The organism is Pseudomonas sp. (genome assembly GCF_036387035.1).
In the GTDB taxonomy this organism is placed as follows: Bacteria; Pseudomonadota; Gammaproteobacteria; order Pseudomonadales; family Pseudomonadaceae; genus Aquipseudomonas.
The window spans coordinates 1-11,037 of sequence record NZ_DASVUM010000052.1 but is presented as its reverse complement, the minus strand read 5'-3'; the positions used below and the strand labels follow the sequence as shown (position 1 = coordinate 11,037).

Below are 11,037 nucleotides of genomic sequence, written 5' to 3'. Positions count from 1 at the left end.
ACAGGTTCGGGCGGTGGATTCCAGGCTGCCCAGGACGCGCCGCCGTTGGGAAGCGTTGTGCCTTTGAACATCGAGTTTTCCCAGAAGGGATCTTTTGTGTCGTCCTTGAACATGACCTACCGGGTGCGCGCAAATTTGAGGTCGCGCAGGATGCGGGTGGGTCGATGAGCGGTCAACGAATGGAGGGTTACGTTATGTTGCCCGGGGAGATACAGGCAGGAGGAGAAGCGCAGGATGCTCGATAAAAGTCGATAATAAACGGATGTGGCCAGCGCAACATCAATCGGCTCTTGACCTCAAGGACTTGCAGGAATGCCATCCGGTGGGACCGGCTTCAGCCGGGAAGGCGTCAGGCGCCACACCGTAAATCTATAGCGTACTCACCAGCCTCTTCCCGGCTAAAGCCGGTCCCACTAAAAGCGTCTCGTGCAGCCAGTGAGATTGGGTGTGGACTCGTATGTAGAACTGGCTTTAGCCGGGAAAGCGCCAGTCGTCACGCCGCGAAATTGAGGGTGATCAAATTGCCTCTTCCCGGCTGAAGCCGGTCCCACTGAAAGCATCGCGTGCAGCCAGTGAGATTGGGTGTGAACTCGAATGTGGGACCGGCTTTAGCCGGGAGGGCGTCAGTCGTCACGCCGCGAAATTGAGGGTGATCAAACTGGCCTCTTCCCGGCTGAAGCCGGTCCTACTAAAAGCATCGCGTGCATTCAGTGAGATTGGGTGTGGACTCGTATGTAGGACTGGCTTTAGCCGGGGAAGCGCCAGTCGTCACGCCGCGAAATTGACGGTGATCAAACTGGCCTCTTCCCGGCTGAAGCCGGTCCCACTAAAAGCATCGCGTGCGTTCAATGGGACCTGGATGGGTGTAGCTCAACCAAACCGGTAGATGTCCATTCCCAGTGCGCCCAGGGTGAAACCCTGATGTTCGATGCTGAACGGCCCTCCCGCCCCGCGGGCGAAATACAGCGCAGGAGGTGTTCGTCAGTCGGGTGGTTGCGCGCAGCGTACGGCGCCTGGCGGCGGTAATCATGCAAGGCTTCGATGTCGTTGGCCGCCAACGCTTCCACCATCCAGTCCCGGAACGCCAAGGCCCAGGGTGTGATGCTTTCAGGTCCCGCCTGCCAGTCCAGCTCTCGCAGGTTATGGGTGATGCTCCCGGAGCCTATCAGCAACACGTTCTCCTGGCGGAGCCGGTCCAGCGCTTGACCGACTTTGGTCTGCAGGGCAGGGCCCATACGCGTCGGCAGTGATACCTGGACGATGGGAATATCGGCTTGCGGGTACATCAACGACAGCGGCACCCAGACGCCATGGTCGAAAGGCCGTTGTGCGTGCATGCGCGCCGGCAGGTCAGCCTCCGCCAGCAGTTCCAGCACGCGATGCGTTAGCGCCGGCAGGCCAGGTGCGGGGTACTGCACGGCGAAGAGTTCGGGCGGGAAGCCGCCGAAGTCATGCCAGGTCTCCGGCTGCGGGTTGCCGTTGACCAGCAGCTCGTTGCTTTCCCAATGGGCCGAGACAATCACAATAGCCGCAGGCCGTGGCAGCGAAGCCGCCAGACGCGCCAGCGCCGGGCCGCTCTCACCCGGTTCAAGCGCAAGCATCGGCGAGCCGTGGGAAATGAACAGGCTAGGGAGCATTTGCAGTGTCCTGAGCGTATAAGATGAGCTGCATGATCAGGCAGCTCATCAATCTAAATCTAATATAAGTTTTCGTCCGTTTTGATCGGTATATCAGGAGTGTCTATGGAGCCGGGGTTTTGGCATGAGCGTTGGGCGATCAATCAGATCGGTTTCAATCAGGCGTCGGTGAATTCACACCTGTTGCGGCTGTGGCCAGAACTCACCGCAGTGCCGGGGGAGCGTGTTCTGGTGCCGTTGTGCGGCAAAAGCATCGACATGCTCTGGCTCATCAATCAGGGGTTTCACGTGGTGGGCGCGGAGTTGTCAGAAACAGCGGTCGCCGGCTTCTTCAGCGAAAACGGCTTGCAGCCTGTAATTGAGCCCCACGGCGAGCTTAAACGCTATCGCGCGGAGGGTTGCGAGATCTGGTGCGGCGACTTCTTCGCGCTCAAGCCCGAAGACGTGGGCGATTGCACCGCGTTCTACGACCGTGCCGCCCTGATCGCGCTGCCACCCGACCTGCGCTGGCGTTACATCCGACAGCTCAATCATCTGCTGTCCAAAGACGCCTGCGGCTTGTTGGTGACGCTTGATTACGATCAGTCGCTGATTGCCGGCCCACCGTTCTCGGTGGACGAGGATGAGGTGCTACAGCTTTTGTCCCCGGATTGGCGGGTCAAACGGGTCGCGGACCTGGACGTGCTGGAGCAGGGAGCGAAATTCAAGCAGGCCGGGGCCACGTCCCTGATGGAATACGCGTATCGGCTGTATCGGCGCTAGCGCAGCGCAAAGAACCGAGTACAAAAGAAAAGGGCGACTTCACGTCGCCCTTTCTCGTTGCAGCTTTCTAGCAATCAGCCGCGGCGACGAAGCGCCTCGATGCGCTCTTCCAGCGGCGGGTGGCTCATGAACAGCCCGGCCAGGCCGTGCTTCAAACCACCGTTGATGCCAAACGCGGTCATGCTCTCAGGCATTTGCACCGGAACGCCCTGTTCCGAGCGCAGGCGCTGCAAGGCGCTGATCATTGCGCCAGTACCTGCGAGGCGCGCACCGGCGTCATCGGCGCGGTATTCACGCTTGCGCGAGAACCACATGACGATGGCGCTGGCCAGGAAGCCCAGCACGATCTCGGCGAAGATGGTCGCGATGTAGAAGGCGATGCCGCGGCCTTCTTCGTTCTTGAAAATCACCTTGTCGACGAAGTTGCCGATGATCCGTGCGAAAAACATGACGAAGGTGTTAACCACGCCCTGTACCAGCGCCAGCGTCACCATGTCGCCGTTGGCAACGTGGCCGATTTCGTGGGCCAGCACGGCCTTCACTTCATCGGGCGAGAAACGCTCCAGCAGGCCCTGGCTGACCGCGACCAGCGCATCGTTCTTGTTCCAGCCGGTAGCAAACGCGTTGGCCTCGTAGGCCGGGAAGATACCGACTTCAGGCATCTTGATGCCCGCATCGCGGGACAGTTGTTCCACGGTTTGCAGCAGCCATTGCTCATGACGGGTACGAGGTTGGGTAATGATCTCGGTGCCCGTGCTCATCTTCGCCATCCATTTGGAAATGAACAGTGAGAACAGCGAACCGGCGAAACCGAACACAGCGCAGAAGATCAGCAGCTGATTGAGGTTCAGATCAACCCCATTGGCCGCCATAAACCCGTTGAAGCCAAAAAGGCTCAGGGTGATGCTGGCAATCAGCACGACCGCAAGGTTAGTGGCCAAAAACAGCAAAATGCGCATCATGGTTAAAAGTGTCTCCTCGGGAAGAATATGTAACGTACTGCGGGGGTATATAAGGTGATGTCAGGGCGTATTCAACCGGGCGATCATTTCAAACTGTGTCGTCTGGCATCGCCCCGGCAATAAGAGCCGTCGGCGCGAGGGTGAGGGCAGAGCGATGGGGCTCGAAACCGTAGGAGCCGGCTTGCTGGCGAACCCGGTGCGTCAGGTACATCGTCGTCACTGATCGACCGCGTTCGCCAGCAAGCCGGCTCCTGCAGCAAGCAGCATTACTGCTTGTAGGTCTTCAGGAAATTGCCGATACGACCAATGGCCTGTTCCAGGTCATCCACACGCGGCAGCGTCACGACGCGGAAGTGGTCCGGCCACGGCCAGTTGAACGCGGTGCCCTGAACGATCAGCAGCTTTTCCGAAAGCAGCAGGTCCAGCGCAAACTTCTCGTCGTTGTGGATCGGGCAGACCTTCGGGTCGATCCGCGGAAAGGCATACAACGCCCCCATCGGCTTCACGCAACTGACGCCAGGGATATCGTTGAGTAATTCCCAAGTCCGGTTGCGCTGTTCCAGGAGTCGGCCCGGCGGCAGGATCAGGTCGTTGATGCTCTGATAGCCGCCCAGTGCCGTCTGGATCGCGTGCTGGCTCGGGACGTTCGCGCACAGGCGCATGTTCGCCAGGATGTCGATGCCTTCGATGTAACTCTGCGCGTTGTGCTTGGGGCCGGAAATGGCGATCCAGCCAGAGCGGAAGCCCGCCACGCGGTAGGATTTCGACAGCCCGTTGAAGGTCAGGCACAGCAGATCCGGTGCCAGCGAGGCGGTGCAAATGTGCACGGCGTCGTCGTAGAGGATCTTGTCGTAGATTTCGTCGGAGAACACCACCAGATTGTGCTGACGGGCAATCTCAAGCATCCCTAGCAAGACTTCGCGGGAATACACGGCGCCGGTCGGGTTGTTCGGGTTGATGATCACCATGGCTTTGGTGTTCGGCGTGATCTTGGCCTTGATGTCGTCCAGATCCGGCCACCAGTTGGCTTGCTCGTCGCACAGATAATGCACCGGGTTGCCGCCGGACAATGCCACGGCGGCGGTCCACAACGGATAGTCCGGCGCAGGCACGAGCACTTCATCGCCGTTGTTGAGCAGGGCCTGCATCGACATCACGATCAGTTCGGAGACGCCGTTGCCCAGGTAGATGTCTTCGATGCCGACACCTTCGACCTGCTTCTGCTGGTAGTACTGCATCACCGCCTTGCGCGCGCTGAACAGGCCTTTGGAGTCGCTGTAACCCTGGGCCATGGGCAGGTTGCGGATGACGTCCTGGAGGATTTCGTCCGGCGCCTCGAAACCAAACGGCGCCGGGTTGCCGATGTTCAGCTTGAGGATGCGATGGCCTTCCTCTTCCAGGCGCTTGGCGTGCTTGAGCACTGGCCCGCGAATGTCGTAGCAGACGTTGGCGAGCTTGTTCGATTTGCTGAACTGCATGGTGATTGGTCCCGAAAAGAGACGGTCTGCTGTGTGAAGACGCGCAGACCGCTGAGCATGACGCCATCAAAATGGGTTTGTATGCGACAAACGCGGGTGACAGACTGGCGCCCAACGAAGGCGCAATCATACGTGCCACCCGATCCGTGGAAAAGACACAGTTCGGGCTTTTTCAATTGTGGAGGTTTACCCGTGGAAAAGCTGGATAAAACCCTTGAAGAATGGAAAGCGATGCTTGATCCGGAGCAGTACAACGTCTGCCGGCTCAAGGGCACGGAACGCCCCTTCAGCGGCAAATACAACGACACCAAGACCGACGGCGTTTACCACTGCATCTGCTGTAACGAACCATTGTTCGATTCCAAGACCAAGTTCGACTCAGGCTGCGGCTGGCCAAGCTTTTACGAGCCGCTGGAAGGCAGCGCGGTGGTCGAAGTGCGCGACGTCAGCCACGGCATGATCCGCACCGAGGTGGTCTGCAGCAAATGCGATGCGCACCTGGGCCACGTATTCCCTGATGGACCCGCCCCAACCGGTCTACGCTATTGCATCAACTCCGTGTGCCTGGACCTGGTGCCACGCAACGCCTGATGCAGGCCTATCACGGGCAACAATGGGATGGCGCGCCGGACAATGGCGCGCTAGCGTTGCGGTTTACTCCTTCGAGGCATCGCCATGAGCGACGAATTGCTGAACATTCCGGTGCAAACGATCAAAGGCGAGCAAAAGACCCTGGCCGATTTTGGCGGCAGGGCGGTGCTGGTGGTGAACACCGCCAGCAAGTGCGGGTTTACGCCACAATACAAGGGGCTTGAAGAACTCTGGCAGGGCTACAAGGATCGCGGCCTGGTAGTGCTGGGCTTTCCCTGCAACCAGTTCGGCAAGCAGGAGCCGGGTAACGAAGGGGCGATTTCAGAATTTTGTGAGTTGAACTACGGCGTGACCTTTCCCTTGTTCAAGAAGATCGACGTCAACGGCAGCCATGCTCATCCGCTGTTCGTGCAGCTCAAAAAACGTGCGCCGGGGCTGCTCGGTTCCCAAGGCATCAAGTGGAACTTCACCAAGTTTCTGGTCGGCCGCGACGGCAAGCTGGTCAAACGCTACGCGCCGTTGTCCAAGCCGGAAGACATCAAAGCCGACATCGAAGCGCTGCTGAAAGAGCAAGCGGCCGGCTGATCGAAGCCGCTTTCAGTGCGGCTGCTCCACGGGGATCCACTGATCCAGCAAGGCCATCAACTCTTCGCGACGAAACGGTTTGGCCAGGTAGTCGCTCATGCCTGCGGCCTTGCAGTGCTCGCGCTCTTCAGGCATAGCATTAGCCGTCAGTGCGATGATGGGCAGATCCGCCCAGCGGGCGTTCTCCCTGATCCGGCGCGTGGCATCGTAGCCGTTCATCACCGGCATGTTGCAGTCCATCAGCACCAGATCGAAGTGTTCCTGTTCAAGCTGTTGCAGTGCTTCGGCGCCGTTGCTGCTGACCACCACATCGCAACCGAGCTTGCCCAGCATGCCCTTCGCCACCAACTGATTCACCGGGTTGTCCTCTACCAGCAGAATGCGCGCCCGATGGCTGGGGGAGGGGTCGCCCTGTTCCTGGCTGAGACCGGTCTGACCGTCGGCGCTGAGAATGCGCTCGAGGCTCTGATGCAGCACAGTGCGCGGCAACGGCCGCGCCTGCTGTTGCAGCGGTGCCAAGGCCTCCACCTGCTCGCCGGGCATGAAGTTGCCGTACGCCGTCACCAGCAACACCGGCACCGCACTCGCCTCGCGTATAGCCACCAGGCACTGCGGGCAATCAGTGATCAACAGGTCGGCATCGGCATCGGGTGGCGCGCCTTCGGCCAGTAGCTGACACGTGACGCCCCACTCCGGCAGCTGTCGACTCAGCATCTCCAGCAACCCGCTGTCCGCCTCGCTGGCCACCAGCACTTTACCTTTCAGCAGTGGCCATTTCAGCGCAGGCGTGTGGGCCGGCAGTGGCAGGTCCACGCAAAAGCGGCTGCCGACGCCAACGGTGGAATCAATACTCAACTGCCCGTTCATGGCATCGGTCAGGTTATGGGTCAGCGTCAGGCCCAGACCGGTACCGCCATACTGCCGGGTGATCGCCGCTTCGGCCTGAGTGAAGGGCTGGAAGATCTTCGCCTGCGCGTCCTGCGCGATTCCGATACCGGTGTCACACACCTCGATGCGCACCTGACCGCCGTGCTGACCGAGGCGCACATCCACGCGTCCGGCGCGGGTGAATTTCAGCGCGTTCGACAACAGGTTGCTGACGATCTGCCGGACCCGGGTCGGGTCACCCAGCACGGACGCCGGAAAGCGCGGGTCGATCAGACAGGTGAGTTCGACGTTCGGCGCCGCATTCTGCGACAACAGGCTGGCGGTGTCTTCGATCAGTGCAGCCAGGTCGAACGGAATGCGCTCAAGCTCCACCTGGCCGGCGTCGAATTTCGACAGGTCGAGAATATCGTTGAGCAGCTCGACCAGCACCTTGCCCGAGTCATGGGCAATCGACAGCTGCTGGCGCTGCTCTGCGCTCAGCGGGCCATCGAGGGACAACGCGAGCATGCCCAGCAGACCATTGAGTGGCGTTCGGATTTCATGGCTCATGTGCGCCAGAAACGCCGACCGTGCATGGGCCATGTCCAGCGCCGTGCTGCGTGCGATCTGCAGTTCTTCGTTGGACTGGCTGAGCCGGGCGTTGCTGGACTCGAGCTGATTGGTGCGCGCGGAGACGATGTCTTCCAGTTCGTTGAGGTGTTCGGTGAGCCGGTTTTCCGCCGCTCGCCGCCGCGCGAACTCACTGGCAACGCTCTCGAACTGACGATTGGTGACTGCCACCAGGACGCCGATTTCGTCATGTTCATGGCCGCGCGGGCAAGGCACCGGGGGTTGGATGGGGCTGCGCGGGTCACGTGCCGACAGGGCACGGATCATGCCCGTCAGCGGCTTGGTCAGGGTGAAGTAAAACAGCGCCAGCAATATGCCGGCCAGTACCAGGCTGCGTATGAAGCCGTTAACCAGCGTGACCACGGCCCGCTGCAAAAAATGGCTGCCAAAGGCGAAGGTGTCGACGTCCAGGTGCAGGATGCCGATCGACTCATTGGGGATGTGGTCCAGGTGCAGCACGTCTTCGAACTGCCGGCTCCCGCCAAAGAGGAAATCACTCACCATTCTGTAGCGGCTCTGCGCCAACGGTCGCGACACGGCAGCCAGCTGGACGTTGTTGTTATCGGTCAACTGCGCGCCGACCACGGCGGGGGAGTGCAGCAGGCCGAGGGTGAGCTCTTGCGCCAGTTCAGCGTCGAGGTTGTAGGCAATGCGGGAGGCGGGGTTGTGACTGATTTGCAGCAACGAGCGAATTTCACGATTGATGGAGGCGTCTTCGCTGGCATAATCGAGCGCAATCTGAAACAGACTGAGCAGCGTGCCCAATATAAAGCCGATCAGCACAGTCAAACGGGCCTGTTTGAATGACAGCCGGTGGGTGATCGCTATATCCATAAAAGGCACTGTCACTTCTTGTGTCCGTCGCGAGCCAAGCATAGCTGATCGTGGCCGGGCGTTAACCCGTTAAATCAAGGAGAAACCGTGGATTCTCGATTGAATGCATTTCTGGAACGCGCCGAGTCGGTACTGGCGCGTCTCGAGCCCCTGTTGCCTGCCGTGCGACAGCCGGTGGACTGGGAAACGACGCTGGCGGCGCGCTGGGTTCACGAAGGCCGTAGCGGTTACCTGATGCCGCTTGAGGTGACGCTGGACATGCGCCTTTCAGACCTCATCGGCGTCGACCGTCAGCGTGAGCAACTGGGCCGCAATACGCAGCAGTTCATCGACGGCCTGCCGGCCAACCATGCCTTGCTATGGGGTTCCCGTGGCACGGGCAAGTCGTCGCTGGTGCGCGCGTTGCTGGCCGAGCACGCCAAGGCCGGCCTGCGCCTCATCGAGATTGAGCGGGACCACCTGGGCGATCTGCCGCGCGTGGTCGAGCAACTGCAAAAGCTGCCGCAGCGCTTCGTGTTGTTCTGCGATGACCTGTCGTTCGAATCCGGAGAAGGCGACTACCGCGTGCTCAAGAGCGTGCTCGACGGTTCGCTGGAGCAGGCCCCGGACAACGTCCTTCTATATGCCACGTCCAACCGCCGCCATCTGGTGCCGGAGAAAGAAAGCGACAACGCCCATTGGCAGCGTGGTGACGACGGCGAGATTCACCCGAGCGAAGCGGTGGAGGACAAGATCGCGCTGTCCGACCGTTTCGGCCTCTGGCTGTCGTTCTATCCGTTCACTCAGGAGCATTTCCTGGACGTGGTGGAGCACTGGATCGGCGAGCTCGCGACCAAGGCCGGCCTGCAATGGCAGCGCGATGAAACACTGGAGATTCACGCCGTGCGCTGGGCGACCGGCCGTGGCAACCGCAACGGGCGTTGCGCCTATCAATTCGCCCGCTACTGGGTGGGTTTGAAAATGCTGGAGCAAGATGCATGATCGATTTGAATGCCGCAGGGGAGGGCCTTGATGGCTATCGCCTGCTCGCTGCACAACTGGAATCCCTGCTGGCAGACGAGCGCGATTTCATCGCCAACGCTGCGCAGTTTTCAGCCTTCCTTTATACCCAGCTCGACGACTTGAACTGGGCGGGCTTCTACCTCAACCGCAATGAAGAGCTGGTGCTCGGCCCGTTCCAGGGCCAGATTGCCTGCGTGCGTATCCCGTTTGGCAAGGGCGTTTGCGGCACTGCCGCGCAAAGCCGTAAAACCCAGCGCGTGCACGACGTCCATGAGTTTCCCGGGCACATCGCCTGCGACAGCGCTTCCAACAGTGAGGTGGTGGTGCCACTTATAAAGGACGGCCGGTTGATTGGCGTTCTGGATCTGGACAGCCCGAGTGTCGGGCGTTTCAGTGAAGAGGATCAGGCGGGGATTGAAACGCTGGCGGCGATCTTTTTGAAAGCAACCGATTGCTGAAGTGAAGCCCTGACGCCTGACGCACCGTGCTTCGCGGTGCGTCAGGCGTCAGCCATCAGTCGTAGATGGCCTTCTTTTTCCACTCTGCATCCGCGTCCACGACTCTCAAGCCTTCGGTCAGCTCGTTGTTGTCGTCTTCGCTCGGCGCGATGGTGTCCAGCACCATGGAGTTGGCTCGGGCCAGTTGACGCTCCATGGCCTGCAAGTGAGTTTTCCACGGCGCCGGCTCAGGCTGGTTTTTCAGGTATTGAACGCCCCGCTCGAAGGCCAGACGCGCCTGACCCGGCTGTTCCTGATTCAGCGCGTGCTGGCCCAGGTTGTTGAAGAACTCGATGTGCAGCAGGACCAGCATGTTGCGGATTTCGCGAATCCAGTGCTTGGCTTCAGCCGTTTGCAGGAAACCGTCGTGGGCCGCCCGCGTGATCTGACCGTGCATGGCTTCTAAAAGGAAGCGCACGTCCTTGGCCTTGGCTTCGGTCTGAATCGGGCTGGCCGGGTTGCTGACGGTGATGGCATCACCTTTGGCGACCAGCGCTTCGAGTTCAGTCTGGCGTTCCTGAAGGTTCGGGTTGTTCCTTCTTTCAAGCGCGATCAGACGCTTGACCACGTTCAGTTCCAGGCGGACCAGCAGCAGCTTGAGCGCCGGCGTCATTAGCTGGCCGGGGAACGTTTCGGACAGCTCGCTGCAGCGACGCAGTCGGTCGTTGAGCTCGACCAGGCTTCGCGCACGCTCGACCTTTTTGCCTTCAGCAACATGATTCAGGTAGCCGAAGGCTATGAGGAGCACGATGCCTGCTATGACGAACAGGGTGATAATGAGTGGTGTCACCGCACAAGCCTCAATCAAGTAATTTGCGCGAGTGTAGTGGCTATCCACTATCGCGGGAAGATGGTCCTGTCGCTTCGCCTGGTATTGCCCATGGCGGCTGACACTTGTGTATCGGCCGCTCATTGCCTAAATAGAGGGCGAAGTCATTGATTTGAATATATTTTCACTGGGGGGTTGACGACCCCTATATCCATCCATAGAATGCGCGCCACTTGCAGCGTAAAGCACACAGCAGAGCGTAGCAGGGAGTGAATGTTGTAGCGTGTCCCCTTCGTCTAGTGGCCTAGGACACCGCCCTTTCACGGCGGTAACAGGGGTTCGAGTCCCCTAGGGGACGCCATTGCGGGAATAGCTCAGTTGGTAGAGCACGACCTTGCCAAGGTCGGGGTCGCGAGTTCGAGT

Annotated in this window: 9 protein-coding genes, 1 tRNA gene and 1 pseudogene; 6 read left to right on the top strand and 5 right to left on the bottom strand. The window is 60.0% G+C overall.

Features of this window, described 5'->3' with window-relative positions; translation table 11 throughout:
- Positions 1 to 870 precede the first annotated feature (870 nt).
- Positions 871 to 1,637, bottom strand: a pseudogene (locus VF672_RS04660) (DODA-type extradiol aromatic ring-opening family dioxygenase).
- Between the two features lie 105 nt (positions 1,638 to 1,742).
- Between VF672_RS04660 and VF672_RS04655 the strand changes: the two are divergent.
- Positions 1,743 to 2,399 (top strand): thiopurine S-methyltransferase, encoded by a 657-nt coding sequence (locus VF672_RS04655; protein ID WP_331101958.1) that lies wholly within the window; start codon positions 1,743 to 1,745, stop codon positions 2,397 to 2,399.
- Between the two features lie 74 nt (positions 2,400 to 2,473).
- On the opposite strand, the gene htpX is transcribed toward VF672_RS04655, so the two are convergent.
- Together htpX and VF672_RS04645 are read right to left on the bottom strand one after the other, a co-directional pair.
- A complete protein-coding gene (gene htpX, locus VF672_RS04650; RefSeq protein WP_037011815.1) occupies positions 2,474 to 3,361 on the bottom strand; it encodes a protease HtpX in 888 nt (295 codons plus the stop codon).
- 266 nt (positions 3,362 to 3,627) lie between these two features.
- The gene (locus VF672_RS04645; protein WP_331101954.1) at positions 3,628 to 4,839 is read right to left on the bottom strand and encodes a pyridoxal phosphate-dependent aminotransferase; all 1,212 of its coding nucleotides are present in this window, start codon (positions 4,837 to 4,839) and stop codon (positions 3,628 to 3,630) included.
- A gap of 192 nt (positions 4,840 to 5,031) precedes the next feature.
- On the opposite strand from VF672_RS04645, the gene msrB reads away from it, so the two are divergent.
- Complete coding sequence (gene msrB / locus VF672_RS04640) at positions 5,032 to 5,430, top strand: peptide-methionine (R)-S-oxide reductase MsrB (protein WP_331101952.1); 399 nt, start codon at positions 5,032 to 5,034, stop codon at positions 5,428 to 5,430.
- Between the two features lie 84 nt (positions 5,431 to 5,514).
- Positions 5,515 to 6,015, top strand: a complete 501-nt coding sequence (locus tag VF672_RS04635) for a glutathione peroxidase (protein WP_331101950.1) — start codon at positions 5,515 to 5,517, stop codon at positions 6,013 to 6,015.
- 12 nt (positions 6,016 to 6,027) lie between these two features.
- Here VF672_RS04635 and VF672_RS04630 read toward each other — a convergent pair whose 3' ends face one another.
- Positions 6,028 to 8,346: a hybrid sensor histidine kinase/response regulator gene (locus VF672_RS04630; protein ID WP_331101948.1), complete on the bottom strand. Its 2,319-nt coding sequence runs from the start codon at positions 8,344 to 8,346 to the stop codon at positions 6,028 to 6,030.
- An 87-nt stretch (positions 8,347 to 8,433) separates the two neighbouring features.
- Here VF672_RS04630 and VF672_RS04625 point away from each other — a divergent pair, with 87 nt between their 5' ends.
- Together VF672_RS04625 and VF672_RS04620 are read left to right on the top strand one after the other, a co-directional pair.
- Positions 8,434 to 9,327 (top strand): ATP-binding protein, encoded by an 894-nt coding sequence (locus VF672_RS04625; RefSeq protein WP_331101947.1) that lies wholly within the window; start codon positions 8,434 to 8,436, stop codon positions 9,325 to 9,327.
- Positions 9,324 to 9,806, top strand: a complete 483-nt coding sequence (locus VF672_RS04620) for a GAF domain-containing protein (RefSeq protein WP_331101945.1) — start codon at positions 9,324 to 9,326, stop codon at positions 9,804 to 9,806. Before VF672_RS04625 ends, VF672_RS04620 begins: the two co-directional genes overlap by 4 nt.
- A 55-nt stretch (positions 9,807 to 9,861) precedes the next feature.
- On the opposite strand, the gene VF672_RS04615 is transcribed toward VF672_RS04620, so the two are convergent.
- Positions 9,862 to 10,635: a hypothetical protein gene (locus tag VF672_RS04615; protein WP_331101943.1), complete on the bottom strand. Its 774-nt coding sequence runs from the start codon at positions 10,633 to 10,635 to the stop codon at positions 9,862 to 9,864.
- 264 nt (positions 10,636 to 10,899) lie between these two features.
- Here VF672_RS04615 and VF672_RS04610 point away from each other — a divergent pair.
- Positions 10,900 to 10,975: transfer RNA gene (locus VF672_RS04610), tRNA-Glu, on the top strand.
- The last annotated feature ends 62 nt before the right edge of the window (positions 10,976 to 11,037 follow it).

What these genes read in the sequence shown, in the direction of transcription:
- VF672_RS04620 (WP_331101945.1), top strand. Translation starts at nt 9,324, where the DNA reads ATGATCGATTTGAATGCCGCAGGGGAGGGCCTTGATGGCTATCGCCTG.
- VF672_RS04645 (WP_331101954.1), bottom strand. Translation starts at nt 4,839, where the DNA reads ATGCAGTTCAGCAAATCGAACAAGCTCGCCAACGTCTGCTACGACATT.
- VF672_RS04635 (WP_331101950.1), top strand. Translation starts at nt 5,515, where the DNA reads ATGAGCGACGAATTGCTGAACATTCCGGTGCAAACGATCAAAGGCGAG.
- VF672_RS04630 (WP_331101948.1), bottom strand. Translation starts at nt 8,346, where the DNA reads ATGGATATAGCGATCACCCACCGGCTGTCATTCAAACAGGCCCGTTTG.
- htpX (WP_037011815.1), bottom strand. Translation starts at nt 3,361, where the DNA reads ATGATGCGCATTTTGCTGTTTTTGGCCACTAACCTTGCGGTCGTGCTG.
- VF672_RS04655 (WP_331101958.1), top strand. Translation starts at nt 1,743, where the DNA reads ATGGAGCCGGGGTTTTGGCATGAGCGTTGGGCGATCAATCAGATCGGT.